The organism is Salimicrobium flavidum (assembly GCF_900156645.1).
Lineage (GTDB): Bacteria > Bacillota > Bacilli > Bacillales > Halobacillaceae > Salimicrobium > Salimicrobium flavidum.
Genome location: NZ_FTOC01000001.1, coordinates 556,075 through 572,186 on the forward strand (window position 1 = coordinate 556,075; position 16,112 = coordinate 572,186).

Here is a 16,112-nt window from a genome sequence, read left to right on the forward strand (position 1 = left end):
TCATCCTCCTAATATTTGAAATGTGTAGCGGGCGATGGCAGTGTCCTGAACACCGGTCCCCGACAGATCTGTTATTGTTATTTGATTGTCACTGGTCCGAGAAACCGTCTGATTGCCTGTAACTTCGCCCAGCTCAATGGTATTTTCTATAATTTTTGCATCGTTGCACGTTCGCAGTTCTCCTAATCGCCTGGACTGATGAAGAACATCACAAGTGAAGACATCTGCTTTTTGAATCACTCCGCCGGAAAGTTCCTGTTTATGCTCCGCATCAGAACCCATAGCGGTGATGTGAAGACCCGGGTGCAACCAGTCCGCCTGAACGATCGGTTCAGAAGACGGCGTCGTAGTGACCACAATATCGCTGTTTCTGACTACTTCTTCAGCTGTATCTCCCACTGTAATCGAAATACCGAGTTTCTCTTCCATCTCTTTTTGAAATGCGGTTGCTTTTTCGGGTGTACGCCCCCATACATAAGCTGTTTTAATAGGACGTACGAGCGTGAGAGCTTCTAACTGATACCTGGCCTGAGCGCCTGTTCCGAGAATGCCGGCGCGCTCACTGTTTTCCCGGCTTACATGTTTGGCAGCCACTGCTCCTGCAGCAGCCGTTCTTAAATCCGTCAGCAGTCCCTGGTCCGCGAAAATCTGTTTCACTTCTCCGGTTTCGCTACTGATCAGAATCATAAGTCCATTGGCGCTTGGCAGCCCTTTCTCCGGATTATCAAAAAAACCGGAAGACAATTTCACACAAAAGCTGTCATAGCCTGGAATATAAGCCGACTTAATATCAACTTCCCCGTTGAACTCAGGGATATCTATACGCATTATCTCCGGCATGGTCACTTCTTCCGTAACTAACGCCGTGAACGCATGCTCTATTTCTTTAACGAGTTCCCTGGACAGAGGGATTTTTTCCTCAAGTGCTTTACGGTCTATAACCTGAATCACAGACACCTCCTTTTACGAACTTATAGGGTTACTGCTGTAACCTATATTATCTTTTACGATAAGCTCGAGAGGATAAGAAGTGAATAATTCATACCCGGTTTCCGTAACCCGGAACGTAGTGGATATCTCAATACCATCATTTTCGAACCAGAGCGCAGGAATCATATGAAAAGTCATATTCGGTTGAAGTACCGTATGATCGTCACTTCGGATGCTCGCCGTATGCTCGCCCCAGTCAGGTGGATAAGATAAACCGGTAGAATAACCAAGTCGCGATTCTTTCTCGAAACCATATCGTTTGATGCTATTGCGCCACGCTTCTTCAAGGTCACTGCATGTAGCTCCCGGCCGGATCGCCTGGAGGGTGTTCTGAATGCCTTCTTGTACCACTGAAGCTACATACTGCATTCTCTCCCCGGGCTGGCCAAGGGAAATAGTGCGTGCCATAGGGACGTGATACCGCTTATAACATCCCGCGGTTTCAATGACTACCGGAGAATTTTCCTGGAAGGTCTGTTCCGTCCAAGTCAGGTGTGGCATCGAGGTATGGTCTCCCGTCGGCATCATCGGAACGATCGAAGGGTAATCTCCGCCATACTCCGGAGTTCCACTGATCAGGTTATAATACAGATGAGCTGCAGCATCGTTCTCACGGACGCCCGGCTGTATATAGTCGATTGTTCTTGCCATCGCCTGATCCACTATAATTCCGGCTCTTCTCATATATTCGATTTCCTGGTCGGATTTGATCAGCCGGACATAGTTCACGAGGTTCGACGCGTCCATGAAGAATGCATCCGGCAACGCACGCTGCAAGCGCTGGAACGATTTAGCTGTAAAGTAGAATTGCTCCATTTCTACCCCCATGCGTCTGTTGCCCTGGCCGATCTCCCTTAATATTTCACCGATGAAATCCATCGGGTGGTAGATGTCAGAATGGACATAGTAATCAGGGTAAGCAATGATATTATCATCGTATATCCATGTCGTAGCCTTGGCGCCATTAGCGTCCATTGTACGGCCGATCCATATCGGCTGCGGTTCGTCGATGATCACGATCAGCATTTGATGGACGTAGAACGACCATGCGTCATAACCGGTCAGATAATTCATATTGGATGGGTTGGTTACACATAGAATTTCAATACCTTCCTCTTCCATCCGTTTTTTCGTATTATCCAACCTCTTCTGATATTCCATGATGTCAAACGGAAGCACCATAAATATTCCCTCCTTTTCCTTTGTCAGAATATTTCTTTATCTTAATTCTTATTGTAAAGAAGATGCTGATTTTATGTAATGTACGAAATGTATGAACTTTCGTATAGCTTTTTCGTACATAAGTGACACACTAATGATTCCTTGAAGACATAGGGCTCATCAAGTTTTCAGCGTTCGATTTGTTGAAATCCGAATTATTTTTGAAATAGTATGTTACTTTTCTAAGATAAATCTGGCGGTTGTTGGTTTTTCATTACGTGAGGGGACATGTGGGAAGGAAGTGTCGGAAAAAGAAGGTGCAGATTCTGACAGAAGTTGAAAATAAAAAAGACAAAAGATCCACGGTCACACCGGAATCTTTTGTCTTTGGATTAAAATTTTGGCTCTGATACAGCCGGTTACTGATTTTAGAACGAATGAGGGGACCCGTGGGAAGAGCATGAACCAAAAATCACCGGGTTCTATTAGTTACGTGTTAACATCCACAGACGTACACTCAATTCCAACAGGAAAAAATCATCCGAGTCCAGAAGAGACAGCCCTGTCAGACGTTCAATATTGCGGAGCCTGTGTAAAAGCGATTGCCTGTGCAAGTTCATAGCCCGGGCTGTCTGGCTGACGTTCGAGTTATATTTATTATATACCATAAATGTATGAAGAAGGTCGGCCTGTCTTTTTTCATCATAAGCAATCAGATTACTAAGTGTCGCTTCAACCAGATCATTCACATCACTATTTTTAGAAATGGATAAAAGCAGCCTATTGACTTTCGTATCGGTGAAAAAGGTGCGAAACCCGGCTTCTTCCTGACGGAAACCGAACGATAAAGCAGTAGAAGCTTCTTTATAACTCTCATGAAAGACCCCGACCCCGTTTCCATGGAAAGAAATCCCCCACGAAATCGTGATACCTGCTAAAAGCTCATGTAATCTTCTCTCTACCAGGTCCAGAAATTGATGAGTGGTTTCCATATAGGAATCTTTGTCCGCTTCGAGAAAGACGATCACACGTCCGTCATCAAACGTCGTCATGCGCTTACGATCAATTTGATCAGCGGCATGTTGAATTTCTGTTTGTACATAATAATTTCTGCTATGCATGGAAGAAGCGATTTTCTTATCTGTAGAGTCGATATGATCATCAATCGTCTTCGAAAATTGGATATCACCGATAATACAGGCGTATGGTTTCTCAAGATCATAACCGAGAAGACGAGCCTTCTCGATCAATTCTTCCCCCAGTTCGTCTTCTTTTTTCGCAAGATCGAGGAGGAAGTTATCTTTTAATCTGATTTCCGTCATTTCAATTGCATTTTCTTTCACAAAGAAGAGGGCACAGGCAGTGACCGCATGTTCCAGAATGGTCAGGTCCGACCAGGAAAAGGGGCGATCAATGCGCTCGAATAATAAGTATCCTTGTTTCTTGTGATTGGAGAGAATTGTGAGTTGATAGCATTCCCCCTGCCTGAACTCATATTTTTCGATTGGATAGTGTCGCTCGAGGTACGAGGTTTGAGTAAAAGGGACTGCCCGGTAAGCGCCTTCTTTTTTTTCATTCAGAATATCTATCATGTCTCTATTGAAATGGTGGTTGGAGCGGACGACACGTTCATCGTCACTGATCGCAACAGGGATGGAAGTATGTTTGTAAACGAGAGAAGTGATTTCATCCAGTCCTTCTCCATTTAATACACAATCGATCATCTCCTGTCTTATGCCTTCCACAAATCTTTGATCTTCTCTTTTTTCTTCGGAAATGGCCTGCAGCACTTCCTGCATAATATCCCCGAATCTGACTTCCCATGGTATTTCCAATAACGCAATATTATTTCTTTTGCATTCCTCGATAATCGGATCGGGCACAGTGAATATATGTCTTCCGGTAGCAAAACCAATCGCGGAGGCGCCTGATTCGATAACATCACTGGCATACTGCTCTAAACACCTAGGATCCTCTTTACAACCTACACCTGTCGAGAGCACAAATTCGTTTTGTTTCACGAAGTTTTCCACAGGAGTTTCAATCACACTGATCCATTCGATTTCCTGTTTTGAAAGGAGTGAGGTCGGTGTCAACAGCTTAGCCTTTTGAAGTATCGGCAACTCTATTATTTCTTTCATTTGAAGCCCCATGTTCCTTCACCTCGACTCTACAATTGATCTAGCATTTCAACGTCTATATTGTTACCAGTGATAAGAATGACGATATTTTCTTTTTTTGCGATACGGTGGTCCAATATCCACCCGACTCCTGATGCTGCCGCTCCCTCCACCAGCATTTTATGCTTATCAAGAAGAGTTTTAATGCCATGGGATATCTGCTTTTCCCCGACCAGCACGCTTTCATCCATAACATGTTTAGTCATTTCATAAGTAAAGGTATTCTTCCCCCCGATTCCTCCAAGCAAACTATCAGCAAGTGTTTCTTTTTCAGGAAGAATGACAGGACTTCCCTGCTTAATACTTTCATGCATGACAGCCGCTCCATCTATAGATACCCCTGTAATCCGTATCGCATTATTCATTTTCTTAAGAGAGGTTCCTACGCCTGACATCAATCCTCCTCCTGATAAAGGCACCACCACATGATCCACCTGTGGGCATTGCTCCATGAGTTCAATCCCGATCGTGCCCTGGCCGGTTATTACTGATTCATCATCGAACGGAGGTACCACTGTCACTTCAGGAAGCGAATAGCAATATTCTTCCGCCTCATCCTGGCTTTTTCCGGTAACGATTACTTCCGCCCCGAGTTCTTCGAGTCGCTTTTTCTTTGCAGTTGGTACTCTCTCTGAAATGCAGATGGTCGCAGGGATGTTCTCTTGCCGAGCGACATAGGCTACCGCAATGCCATGATTTCCGGTAGAAAATGTAGCCACTCCTTTGCTTTTTTCATGTTCAGTCAGTCCCCTTATTTTATTTGCTGCTCCCCTTAATTTAAAAGCGCCTGTCGGTTGTTCCGTTTCGAGCTTAAGGTAGATATTTGCTCCTGTCTCGCGCGACAGAGATTCAGAATAAACACAGCGGGTTTTTTCGATTATGGTAGCTATCCGCTGTTTAGCCCGGTAAAATTGTTGAAGATGCATGAAACCCCACCTTTCTATACCTTTCTGATTTGAGTCTTTATAAATATAATGTGGATATTTCGACGCTTTTGGCGAACACTTACCTTGGTCAACACTTCAGCCTCGCCGAATCACTACAGGTGATTCAGGCTTTGTTTTTCCAGATAGATTCACCGCTTTATCTAACTGCCCATAGATCATTACATACAATTACAGGGTCTTCTCATTAGTAAGTTAATTATATATGAAAAAAGATGCCCACTGGAAGTGAGCATCACCATTTCATAATCTTTTTTTTCCGATAATTCCACATCCTAAACCTTCTAAACGGATTCCAGTCACTGAAATTTCATCATTGAACGTTGACTTCGGATTTGTGCCCTGCAATGATCGACTCATCCAACTTTTGAAGGCGAGCCATAGCCTCCTGTTTATCCATAAGCTTATAGTGATGACGGCCCGCCTCTTCCTCATTTATCGTATCTGCCTTCCATACTATGTCCTGAACATTCGTACGTTCATTTTCCACCGAAAATGGAAGATAGCTATCAGTATGCAGAAGAATGGCTAACGCTACCTCTTTCGCCCTGGCACGATCTTCGCCCAGCCGAATAAGAAGTTTATGAGCACGTTCCGCTCCCTTGATCGCATGGATATCATGTTTTCTATATTCATCGTAATCCCATTCACCGTCTGTATACCACTCGTAGTGACCGATATCATGCAAAAAGGCAGCCTTTGTAGCGACTTCCTCGTCCACACCTTGTTCCCGGGCCATAGAAAAGGCGGTCTCTGCTACGGTTACAGCATGGTAAATGCCTGATCGTTGGAGATACTTTTCTGTAACCCAATGAGAAAAAATGTTTTCTAATGTAATCATCTCCATACCTCCTCTATGATTTTTTAATTTTTAATATACCACAGAACCCCGCCATTAGCAAATCCGTAATGGTCTTTGCTCTCTTTTCCCCAATATCACTCCATGCAAACCATCAACACAGAGAGCGTAGGAACGAATCTTTTTACTTTTATTAGAGGTTTCTTTTTATAAACAGAAAGGTATACTTATTAGAAAGCTCTGTTAAAGCCTATTGTTGAGAACAGGAGCGGAAGGTGGAGACTTCTTGGGAACTAGCATGGAGGGAAAATCACCCGTATCTACCAGAGCGAGATGCGGGAAGTTTCCTTCATCTCCGCGGCAAGCTTAACAATAAACGATAGCAGAGCCTATCAGATAAGGAGGTTTTACTATGTTTGATGTAGCTATTATCGGAGCAGGCCCAGCCGGGGCCAGTGCCGGCATTTTCACAGCCAAAGCCGGTAAAGATGTTGTAATGTTCGATTCCGGAAAGAGTATAACTGCAAAAGCTTGGGTAGAAAACCACTATGGTCTGACAAAAGGAATAGAAGGTCCGGAGCTTTTGAGTGAAGGGCAGAAGCAGGCGATTAGACACGGGGCAAAACTCGTGGAGCATCAAGTTTCAGATATCGAGGAAAGTTCTGATGGGTTTATTATACATTCAGGCGATGACTCCTACGAAGCTGAACATGTGATTTTCGCTACCGGTATGTCGGTGAAACTTGCAGAACAACTTGGACTTCCAGTCACAGAGGGAACGGAACCGAGAGTAGCGAAAGTTATTGAAGTGAACGAAAAGGGACAAACAGCCAAAAACAAAATGTGGGCAGCAGGAACCGTTGCAGGTGTTAGCGTACATACGATCATCACCTCCGGGGACGGCGCCCGTGTAGCAGTCAACCTGCTCTCAGAATTGAACGGAGAGCGTTACGTGGATCACGACATGTTAAAGTGAACTTGATTTAAAGCCCAAAAATTCAAACCTTCACCAGGAGTAATGGAAAACACGAAAACTCCCGTGGGGACGAAACGAGCTGAATCTCCGCTTGATTAATAAAGGTTTCTTAATCAAGTTGGCAGCTGTCCCCACGGAAAGTACCGTGTTTTTTTGTTATCATTTGATAATCCGACTACACATTAATCCTCTGTCTCCGAAGGCGAATCCTTGATTTCCACCTCCACTTCCAATTCTTCATAATCATCATCGAGCTCAAACGCCTCAAGGATTTCGTTTGCTACTTCCTCTTCTGACATAGAAGAATCGACGTCCAAGCCTGAAAGCATTACCTCCAGTTCCTTCAGTGCCTGCTCACCTTCGAGCTCCCTTGATTCATCATCCCTGGTATCCTTTATTTCGGCACTCGCATTTCCCTGATTGTACGCATATTCAACTTCATACCTTTCCTGTTCACCGTAAGCGACCGAAATGGATAATTCCCTGAAATTAAGCTGATCATACCAGGTCTTCTTCCCCTCAACTGGGTCTTCATTCTGTTTTGTTTCATCTTGTGGCTCTGGGGTGGACTGTTGCTGTTCTTCTCCGTCACTCATGTCGCCGGAATTTTCTGTGGTCTGTTCTTCTTCACCACCCGTACCATACCCCGAAGAACCGCCCCCTGCACATCCACCAATGAAAAGTACTCCTATCAACAACAGAAAAACTGTCAGTCGATTCATCGTTTCCCTCTCCTTTTTTTACTCCTCTTCCCGTTGCACAAAAAGAGAAACCCGACGTTTTCAGGTTTCTCTTTCGTCTTTTATGAGGAATGAGACGACACACGTATTGTTCAGTCAAACCATCCTTTTTTCTTGAAAAATGCAACCATAGCTAAAGTCATAATAATCATAATTGACCAAATGATGAAATAACTGTAGCGATACTCCAACTCAGGCATATACGAGAAATTCATTCCATATACCCCAGCTATGAAAGTGAGTGGAAGGAAAATCATAGAAACGACTGTCAAAAACTGCATCGTTTTGTTCTGCTTGTGAGAGGTTACCGATAAATGTATATCCCGAATATCCTGAGTCATTTCACGATTCGAATCAATCATATCCGAGACCTTCAGTAAATGATCATAGATATCCCGGAAATATTCTTTATGTTCGTAGACCTTCTCAAAATCATGAGTATAAAGCATCCGATAGACCATATCCCTCATGGAATAGATCGTCTGCCTCATCTTCAACAACTCTCTCCGCCTATCAAACAGTTCTTCCAGCATATCTTCGATGGAAAGATCATTTGTATTATCTTCAAGGTCATTGATCTGATCCTCCAGGGAATAAATAATCGGAAAATACGCATCAACCACCTGATCCAGAATGCTGTGGAGTATGACTGCCTCTCCATTTTTTTCAGGTTCACGTTTCACTTGCTCTCTTACTCTTTTGACAAAAGCCGAAGAGTGTTTATGGAAGGTAACCAGCAATCCTTCCTGTAAAAAGACATTCACCTCTTCTTTTTCCAAGGTCTGTCTGTCCAATGTATGTAGAACAAAAAACGTATGATCACCATAGTCATCCAGCTTAGGCCGTTGTAATTTATGAAAACAATCTTCCACAGCCAGGGGGTGAAAAGAAAACTCGTGCTCGAGCATTTTTTTCTCTTCGCTCGATGGATCATCGAAATCTATCCAACGCCATTCGTGAGCGGGGTTCAAAACATCCTGAATATACTCTGTTTCTTTCAGACCATTCACACTATCATAAGCCATACAATGTATCATTCAACCACCTCTCTTCCATTGAATATATACCCTCTTTCTTTTTTCTGTAATCTGTTATACTTAACAGAAAAAAGAAAGGACCGCTGACTATGGCAAGGAAGATACATTTACAAAAAAACGACATCACACTCAGAAGTATCGAAGACGACGATCTCCCCTACCTTTATGACTTGATTTACGGCGCTTCGGAACCTTTATGGAAAAAATACGATGCTCCTTTCTATTCTCTTGAGCCGCATACCCTTGAAAGTTATAAAAGCCACGAGGAAGCCAGGAAACATCGGCTATCAGAACACGAAGTCGATTCCCGTCTTCTGATCGAATACAAAGGACGAATTATCGGTACTGTTATGTATTACTGGGAAGAGAAGTCCTCCTTTTGGCTCGAAGTGGGAATCGGCATTTATGACTCCAGTTATTGGGAAATAGGAGTAGGAAGCCAGGCCCTGAAAATGTGGATCGATCATTTATTTCAAACCATGCCGCTTGCAAGAGTGGGGTTAAGAACGTGGTCTAAAAATATGAGAATGATCCATATAGCGACAAAGCTCGGCATGAAAGAAGAAGCAAGAATTAGAAAAGCCCACTTATACCAAGGTTATTACTACGATTCAGTACGTCTCGGGGTCTTAAGAGAAGAATGGTTTCTTGAAGACAGCAAAAGATGAGCTTTCATAAAAAAAGCTGTGAGCCTCCCGAGGGTAAGCCCACAGCTACGTGCATCTGTTAACCGAACACTTTATTCAATGGAGGTACTACCTGTTTCTTACGTGAGACTACGTCTTTAAGAACCGCTTCATTATTTTCAAGCTTCACATTAAAGGCTTGCTCCACTGCTGCCTGGTTTTCACCTATAGCGATTGCTGTTGAATCACTATCGAGAATGTCCGTAATCAACAATACAAAAAGGTTATATCCATTTCCATTGATTTCTTTCTGCATCGCTTCTTCCAGGTCACTTTTTCTCTCCAGCACTTCAGCTGTATCCACAGTGTTCACCTGTGCAATCCTTACATTCGCTTCTCCCATCTCAAAAGCTTTCGCATCAATCGATATCAGTTCTTCGGCAGATTTATCGCTGATATCCGTACCTGCTTTCAACATATCAAGGCCGTATTCATTCAGATCGATACGTGCTTTCGCAGCTAGCTCCTCAGCAGCCTTTTCGTCTTCTTCTGTACAAGTCGGTGATTTGAATAACAGAGAGTCAGAGATAATAGAAGAGACCATCAGACCGGCCATCTCCTCTGATACCTCTACGTTCTGTTCTTTATATAATTTATTCAATATCGTAGCTGTACAACCTACCGGTTCCGCTCGATAATACAATGGTCCATCCGTTTCAAAATTCGCAATACGGTGATGGTCGATCACTTCCTTGACCTCGACTTTATCGATGTCATCTGCACTTTGTTGACGTTCGTTATGATCGACGAGAATCACTTGTTCCGTTTCATCCGCCACGGTTTCTACCAGTCGAGGAGCCTCTTGTTTAAAATATTCAAGAGCGTACTCCGTTTCACCATTAAGTTCTCCCAGACGAACCGGTTCCACCTCGTATCCCAGTTTCGTTTTCAAATCAGCGTAAACAAGTGCTGAACAGATAGTATCCGTATCCGGACTCTTATGTCCAAAAATCAAAGTTTTCACTATGAATCTTCCCCTTTCTGTATCAAATTTTTACCCGGTTCGATTATAGAACAAATAGCCTCCTCCGTCTATCATTGTCACGATTCCTTGACAAAATATCAAATAATGGTATCATTAAAAGAATACATTATTTTGAAAGGAGGTTTGCTAATGACTATGCTAATCGCTAATGAACTGCTTAAATGGACGCTTTTCCTGATATTTCTTGGAACGAGTTATATGTCTTATCAGGCTTATAAAGACGGCCAATCCGGACGACAGTTCACACTCGGATTTCTTCACTTAGCTATCAGTCCGGTTTTCGCTTTTACAATCGGACCAATCATTTTAGGCTTAGGCCTGATTCAACTTTACATGAGTACCATTCAGTGGAAAAACAAAAAAGCCGCGAATCGTTTTCGAGTACACTAATAAAACCTCTATGTAACTCTTCCTGCTGACCGCTTCCTCTTCGGTCTATAACCTCATCTTTGTGTTGAACCGCCTCCCGTATGCTAAACTGAAGGGAGCATTCACACGAAGAGGAGGTTTTTTCATTGAATTCAACAATTGAAACTATACTGAACCATCGTTCCATTCGATCATTCGAGGAAACAAAGCTCGAAGACGACACGATTCAGACGCTCGTCGAATCAGCCCAACAGGCATCAACCTCAAGCTACATGATGGCCTATTCTATCATCGGAATCACGGACGAAGAGAAAAAGCAGCAACTCCAAGACGTTTCCGGTCACCCTCATGTAACAAATAATAGTCATCTCTTCATTATGTGTGCCGATTATCGACGGCTCACCTATGATGCAGATGAAAAGACGAAAGAAAACATGGAGAAAAATCTCGAGAACAGCGAGCATCTTATGACTGCCACGATCGACGCAGCCCTTGCCGCTCAGAATATCGCTATCGCTGCCGAATCGATGGGACTTGGTATGTGCTACTTGGGAAGTCTTCGTAACGACATCCAAAAAGTGGATGAAATACTGAATCTCCCGGATCATGTCGCTCCCCTGTTCGGAATCGCGATCGGAGTACCTGCTGAGACTCCCGAAAAAAAACCGAGACTTCCTTTTGAAACCGTCTATTTCGAGAATGAGTATAAAGACCACGAAGAGGAAATTCGGAAATTCAACAACCAAATCAGTGACTATTATGCTTCCAGGTCTTCCAATCAACGCCAGGATACCTGGACGCTTCAGATGCAACGGAGGTTCCAAAATCCGATTCGTATGGATGTGACCGACTATCTGAAGGACAAAGGCTTCAATAGAAGATAAGGAGAGGAACTATGATCGCAGCCATCAAAGATATCATCAAAAACTCTAATCATATCGCTGTGCTGACCGGAGCCGGAGTATCGACCGCAAGCGGCATACCTGATTTCAGGTCGAGTGAAGGGTTGTGGACGGCTGAGCGTTCCCGTGAAGAACTGATGTCGAGTGCCTTCTTCCACGAAAACCCGGAAGAATTCTGGCATTATTATAAATCCATCTTCAAATTGAAACTCTTGCAGAATTATGGTCCTAATCAGGTGCATCGTTTTCTGAATGAACTTGAATATGGACGTGAAAGAGTAGATATAGTGACTCAGAATGTGGATGGTCTCCATACCGCAGCAGGTAATGGAAATGTCATAGAATATCATGGCACACTGAAAACCGCCTCATGTCCTGTATGCGGCACAACTTTTTCATTGGAGAAGGTTATTGAAGAAACGATTCCTTACTGTTCGTGCGGGAACATCCTCAAACCGGACGTTGTTCTCTTCGGAGATATGATCCGTTTTCACGAAGAGGCAGAGAACTTGGTAAAAAAGGCGGATCTCACACTCGTACTAGGCACGTCCCTGAGCGTCATGCCGTTTAATATGCTCCCTATGGTAGCAACGGGAACAAAAATTCTTATCAACAATTATCCGACGGATAAAGACTACATGTTCGACTACTGTATCCATGACGATTTGTCAGAAGTTATCGAAAAACTGAAAGCATAAACTGAAATGAGCCTGGGACAAAACCGCTTTCACGTATAAAAATCCGAACAATGTTGTTCGGATTTTTATATACCTTCATTCATGGAATGATTCATAAGAAAAACACGTCGCTTTCCTTGGGGACGACTTCAGCTGAATGGATCAAGCGAATAGCTTGACCCATTGGATCTTAAGCTCGTGCTGTCCTCCTAAGAGTCTCAGTGTTTTTCTTAGAATATTCGTTTTTAGCATTTCTACCATACATTCTGTCCCAAGCTAATTTTTATAGAGAATGTTTCTATCGCATAGCAGGACATGACTCTCCATTATTCTCAAGGGGTGAGGCGAAGCGTATCTCCGGATGATTGTGTCATGTTTGTTTCATGATAGATACCTTCCACCCAATCCTCATACTGACTGTGATACCATTTACTATTAAAACGTTCCGACTGCCCAGGACCTACAATATGATTGGCTCTATCCATTTCACTGGTATCAATGATATACCTCCAGGAGGCTCCATGGTCCACATTCCCATTTTCATCATACCCTGCAGCCCTGACGGTGACAGAACTACCACTTACAGGTAAGGGGTCTTTACGATTATAAAATCTGTCGAGAAAAGCGATATCGGATAACGGATGAGTGAATTCCACCTGGTGGTAGGCTCCCCACTTCCATTCGGAAGGTTCTTCCCCGAACTTTTCTATCAACCTATCAGAAATCGATTGGAAGGAGGAAGTGATCACCTCTTCGCTTCCCCCTGCTTCCTCCATCCATACCGACTTCTCTCCCCTCTCTTCCATCCTGAAGATTTCATCGGTCGTCTGTTCTTTTCCATGAAATAAAGAGTCGATATCCTCGGGTATATCTTCATAAAGGATGGCTTCTATCCGTTCCAGCCAATGATGAAAGATCAGCGGTTGAGGCAAATCTTTATCATCCTCATAATTCCAATCTTCCATCAGCCTGATCATTTCTTTCTCATTCTCGTTCAACACCTCTTCATTCACTCTTCCAAGAAGAAAAGACATGAATTCTTCCGCCTGCAGATTTTTGACATCCATCTGCATTTGTTTCACATCTTCCACAGAAATAGAATCGTCCTGTTCGAGCATTTCCGCTATCCTTTCATATCTATAAGGCTGCGCCCAGTTATGGGTGATATGATAAGGATAATCCTCAGTCGTTATTTTGTTGTTCGCTGTGGCTATCCATCCTTTCGTCGGGTTTACAACAGTAGGCAATTCATCGAAGGGAATGAATCCATTCCACTGATCCTCTTCTTCCCACCCACGTAATGGGAGTTGAGAATCAGAAGGATTTTCATATATAGGAATCTTACCGTTAGCTTTATAAGCTATAGTCCCGTCTTCAGAAGCGAAAACGAAGTTCTGGGCTGGTGTATGAAACTTTTCCAATCCCTTTTCGAACGATTCCCAGTCTGTAGCTTGATTGATTTCCAGTACAGCTTCTAGTTCCTTGGAGGGGTCGTGAGCGGTCCAGCGTAACGACAAAGCATCTCCTTCACCCGCTCCTTCCGTGTATTCATTAATAATCGGTCCATTCCTGGTCTCAACTACTTCATACTCTATCGTTTCCTCACCACTCACTTTAATAGGTTCTTCATGAATGATTGCATCCTCCCATTCCCCCTCATATAAAAACTGTTCAGGATTCTCGGGATTTCTTTTTTCCAGATACAATTGTTGCACGTCAGGGCCGACGTTGGTGACACCCCAGGCGACGTGATCATTATTTCCTAATATTATCCCCGGCACACCGGCAAAAATAACTCCACTGACATTATGAGACGGAGAACTCAGTTTCATCTGATACCAAATCGATGGAGTTGCGATACCAAGATGAGGGTCGTCCGCAAGCACAGGGTCCCCTGACTCCGTCCGCTCCCCGCTTACCACCCAATTATTACTTCCATTGAAGGGGTGTGGAGTCGGTACATCTGCAAAATCTCCGGAGATATCCAGCGACATTCCATCCAACACTGCAGGTTTAACCTCCGGGTAATGAGCCATTATTTCTTCGGCTTTCTCCTTTGAAAAGTTATTCATCGCATAATATTGGAAAGCCTGCTGTTCCCAGTGGCCGCCAAGGTCGTGAGCCATGAATTTTCCTATTGTCAAAGAGTCCACTGGTGTCCATGGTTCCGGCTTTGACTGCATAAGAGTAAATGCGGGAGGCAGCCTGTTTTCCCGGTCCGCCTTTTCTATGTACGCGTTCACTCCATCAGCAAAAGCTTCAAGTGCAGTTTTTCCTTCTTCGGAATATTCTTCAAGTGAAGCTTCGGCCGCTCTCCTCAAACCAAGAGCCCGAAAAAATTTATCCTGTTCTACTGTTGCAGGGCCTATAATTTCACTGAGCTCCCCAGAAGCTTGACGACGGGAAAGATCCATCTGCAACAGTCTATCCTGCGCCTGCACATATCCTTGAGCCATATAGAGGTCTTCCAGGGAATCCGCTTCAATATGCGGCACGCCTTCTTCATCTCTCACTACCTCGACTTCTAAGGATAAGCTGTCCAATTTCACTTCTCCTTTTGTTTCAGGAAGCGTCCGTTGAATAAATATTACAACGAACAGGACTATAGCCAGAATGAATACTCCTGCAAAGATGCCGGTTCGGATCAATATTTTTTTCCAATTCCATGACTTCATGATTCAACCTCCCCCTTTGCTTCCATTATAAAGTTTGTTCGCATAAAAGAACAGGGTATTTTTTGGCACGTTCCACTCCTTGAAGTACAATGAACAAAGAAAGGAGTGAAGCTATGGAAATTGTATTATGGATTTTAATAATAGCATTATTCATCAGCAGTTTTATCAGTCTCATCTTCCCCATCATTCCAGGCCCTCTTGTACTGTGGGTCGGTTTCCTACTGAGCATATGGCTTGAAGGCAGTTTGTCCGCATGGTTCTGGGTAGGAGCTGTTGTATTGACGGTTTTGCTTATCATTTCAGATATGATTGCCAACAGTATATTTGTAAAGAAATACGGAGGCAGTAAATGGGGAGAGTGGACAGCCGTTGCCGGTGTAATCATCGGTTCTTTTTTCATACCCCCTTTTGGAATATTGATCATTCCATTCCTTCTTGTATTCCTGGTTGAATTCCTTCTTGAGAAGAAAGCGGATAAAGCATTTCGCGCAGCCGTAGGTACGTTGTTCGGTTTTCTGAGCGGAACTATAGCCAAATTCATCATCCAGCTCATCATGATCGGTTGGTTCTTCCTTTCTTATTTCTGATCCTAATTCAACAGTTGTTCCTTCCATTTCTGTGTATGCAGAACGGTGGTACTTCTCATTTTCCATTCTATTATGACGAAGGCTCTGTTAAAGCCTGTTGTTGATTTTAGGAACGGAGGGGGGAGACGCCTGCGGGAATCGCATGAACGGAAAATCACCGGAATCGAACGTAGAGAGATTCCGGAAGTTTACGTCATGCCCGCGGCAAGCTTCCACCCGTAGAACGAAAATCAACAAGGAACGATAACAGACCCATGACGAAAAGAGTCCGGGACAGAATGTATGGTAGAAATGCTAAAACGAATATTCAAAGAAAAACACGTCGCTTTCCATGGGCAAGGCTTCAGCTGAATGCATCTTCAACTCGTGGTGTTCCCATAGGAGTCTCCGTGTTTTTCTTATGA

At 43.6% G+C, this 16,112-nt stretch carries 15 protein-coding genes; 6 read left to right on the top strand and 9 right to left on the bottom strand.

Annotated features, from left to right (window positions below):
- From BW944_RS02860 to BW944_RS02880, 5 genes are all read right to left on the bottom strand, one after another.
- Entirely contained in the window at positions 1-951 is a 951-nt protein-coding gene (locus BW944_RS02860) for a cyclodeaminase (protein WP_234983092.1), read from the bottom strand.
- A 12-nt stretch (positions 952-963) separates the two neighbouring features.
- Positions 964-2,172, bottom strand: coding sequence for a M24 family metallopeptidase (locus BW944_RS02865; protein ID WP_076556825.1), 1,209 nt, complete (start codon positions 2,170-2,172; stop codon positions 964-966).
- 464 nt (positions 2,173-2,636) lie between these two features.
- Positions 2,637-4,292 (bottom strand): PucR family transcriptional regulator, encoded by a 1,656-nt coding sequence (locus BW944_RS02870; RefSeq protein WP_234983093.1) that lies wholly within the window; start codon positions 4,290-4,292, stop codon positions 2,637-2,639.
- A 29-nt stretch (positions 4,293-4,321) separates the two neighbouring features.
- The gene (locus BW944_RS02875; protein ID WP_076556827.1) at positions 4,322-5,257 is read right to left on the bottom strand and encodes a pyridoxal-phosphate dependent enzyme; all 936 of its coding nucleotides are present in this window, start codon (positions 5,255-5,257) and stop codon (positions 4,322-4,324) included.
- Between the two features lie 331 nt (positions 5,258-5,588).
- Positions 5,589-6,122, bottom strand: coding sequence for an HD domain-containing protein (locus BW944_RS02880; protein ID WP_076556828.1), 534 nt, complete (start codon positions 6,120-6,122; stop codon positions 5,589-5,591).
- A gap of 364 nt (positions 6,123-6,486) precedes the next feature.
- Between BW944_RS02880 and BW944_RS02885 the strand changes: the two genes are divergently transcribed.
- Positions 6,487-7,050, top strand: a complete 564-nt coding sequence (locus BW944_RS02885; protein WP_076556829.1) for an FAD-dependent oxidoreductase — start codon at positions 6,487-6,489, stop codon at positions 7,048-7,050.
- Between the two features lie 182 nt (positions 7,051-7,232).
- Here the strand turns inward: BW944_RS02885 and BW944_RS02890 are convergent, their stop codons facing one another.
- Entirely contained in the window at positions 7,233-7,772 is a 540-nt protein-coding gene (locus tag BW944_RS02890) for a YusW family protein (protein WP_076556830.1), read from the bottom strand.
- A gap of 110 nt (positions 7,773-7,882) precedes the next feature.
- Positions 7,883-8,827, bottom strand: a complete 945-nt coding sequence (gene corA / locus BW944_RS02895) for a magnesium/cobalt transporter CorA (RefSeq protein ID WP_076556831.1) — start codon at positions 8,825-8,827, stop codon at positions 7,883-7,885.
- An 89-nt stretch (positions 8,828-8,916) separates the two neighbouring features.
- Between corA and BW944_RS02900 the strand changes: the two genes are divergently transcribed.
- A complete protein-coding gene (locus BW944_RS02900; protein WP_084193590.1) occupies positions 8,917-9,495 on the top strand; it encodes a GNAT family N-acetyltransferase in 579 nt (192 codons plus the stop codon).
- Between the two features lie 58 nt (positions 9,496-9,553).
- Here BW944_RS02900 and BW944_RS02905 read toward each other — a convergent pair whose 3' ends face one another.
- Entirely contained in the window at positions 9,554-10,480 is a 927-nt protein-coding gene (locus BW944_RS02905; protein ID WP_076556832.1) for a manganese-dependent inorganic pyrophosphatase, read from the bottom strand.
- A gap of 147 nt (positions 10,481-10,627) precedes the next feature.
- Between BW944_RS02905 and BW944_RS02910 the strand changes: the two genes are divergently transcribed.
- The 3 genes from BW944_RS02910 (at position 10,628) to BW944_RS02920 (ending at position 12,467) form a co-directional block, all read left to right on the top strand.
- Positions 10,628-10,888 carry a hypothetical protein gene (locus BW944_RS02910; RefSeq protein WP_076556833.1) on the top strand — a complete coding sequence of 87 codons (261 nt, stop codon included), beginning with the start codon at positions 10,628-10,630 and terminating at the stop codon, positions 10,886-10,888.
- Between the two features lie 125 nt (positions 10,889-11,013).
- Complete coding sequence (gene nfsA / locus BW944_RS02915; protein ID WP_076556834.1) at positions 11,014-11,751, top strand: oxygen-insensitive NADPH nitroreductase; 738 nt, start codon at positions 11,014-11,016, stop codon at positions 11,749-11,751.
- 11 nt (positions 11,752-11,762) lie between these two features.
- Positions 11,763-12,467, top strand: a complete 705-nt coding sequence (locus BW944_RS02920) for an NAD-dependent protein deacylase (protein ID WP_076556835.1) — start codon at positions 11,763-11,765, stop codon at positions 12,465-12,467.
- Positions 12,468-12,778: 311 nt separating this feature from the next.
- Here BW944_RS02920 and BW944_RS02925 read toward each other — a convergent pair whose 3' ends face one another.
- Positions 12,779-15,121 (bottom strand): penicillin acylase family protein, encoded by a 2,343-nt coding sequence (locus BW944_RS02925; RefSeq protein WP_076556836.1) that lies wholly within the window; start codon positions 15,119-15,121, stop codon positions 12,779-12,781.
- A 113-nt stretch (positions 15,122-15,234) separates the two neighbouring features.
- Here BW944_RS02925 and BW944_RS02930 point away from each other — a divergent pair, with 113 nt between their 5' ends.
- A complete protein-coding gene (locus tag BW944_RS02930; protein WP_076556837.1) occupies positions 15,235-15,708 on the top strand; it encodes a DUF456 domain-containing protein in 474 nt (157 codons plus the stop codon).
- Positions 15,709-16,112: the final 404 nt, after the last annotated feature.

Excerpts from the sequence above, each read along its gene's own strand:
- BW944_RS02870 (WP_234983093.1), bottom strand. The coding sequence starts at position 4,292 with ATGAAAGAAATAATAGAGTTGCCGATACTTCAAAAGGCTAAGCTGTTG.
- BW944_RS02925 (WP_076556836.1), bottom strand. The coding sequence starts at position 15,121 with ATGAAGTCATGGAATTGGAAAAAAATATTGATCCGAACCGGCATCTTT.
- BW944_RS02885 (WP_076556829.1), top strand. The coding sequence starts at position 6,487 with ATGTTTGATGTAGCTATTATCGGAGCAGGCCCAGCCGGGGCCAGTGCC.
- BW944_RS02890 (WP_076556830.1), bottom strand. The coding sequence starts at position 7,772 with ATGAATCGACTGACAGTTTTTCTGTTGTTGATAGGAGTACTTTTCATT.
- BW944_RS02930 (WP_076556837.1), top strand. The coding sequence starts at position 15,235 with ATGGAAATTGTATTATGGATTTTAATAATAGCATTATTCATCAGCAGT.
- BW944_RS02875 (WP_076556827.1), bottom strand. The coding sequence starts at position 5,257 with ATGCATCTTCAACAATTTTACCGGGCTAAACAGCGGATAGCTACCATA.
- corA (WP_076556831.1), bottom strand. The coding sequence starts at position 8,827 with ATGATACATTGTATGGCTTATGATAGTGTGAATGGTCTGAAAGAAACA.
- BW944_RS02900 (WP_084193590.1), top strand. The coding sequence starts at position 8,917 with ATGGCAAGGAAGATACATTTACAAAAAAACGACATCACACTCAGAAGT.
- BW944_RS02910 (WP_076556833.1), top strand. The coding sequence starts at position 10,628 with ATGACTATGCTAATCGCTAATGAACTGCTTAAATGGACGCTTTTCCTG.
- BW944_RS02865 (WP_076556825.1), bottom strand. The coding sequence starts at position 2,172 with ATGGTGCTTCCGTTTGACATCATGGAATATCAGAAGAGGTTGGATAAT.
- BW944_RS02920 (WP_076556835.1), top strand. The coding sequence starts at position 11,763 with ATGATCGCAGCCATCAAAGATATCATCAAAAACTCTAATCATATCGCT.
- BW944_RS02880 (WP_076556828.1), bottom strand. The coding sequence starts at position 6,122 with ATGGAGATGATTACATTAGAAAACATTTTTTCTCATTGGGTTACAGAA.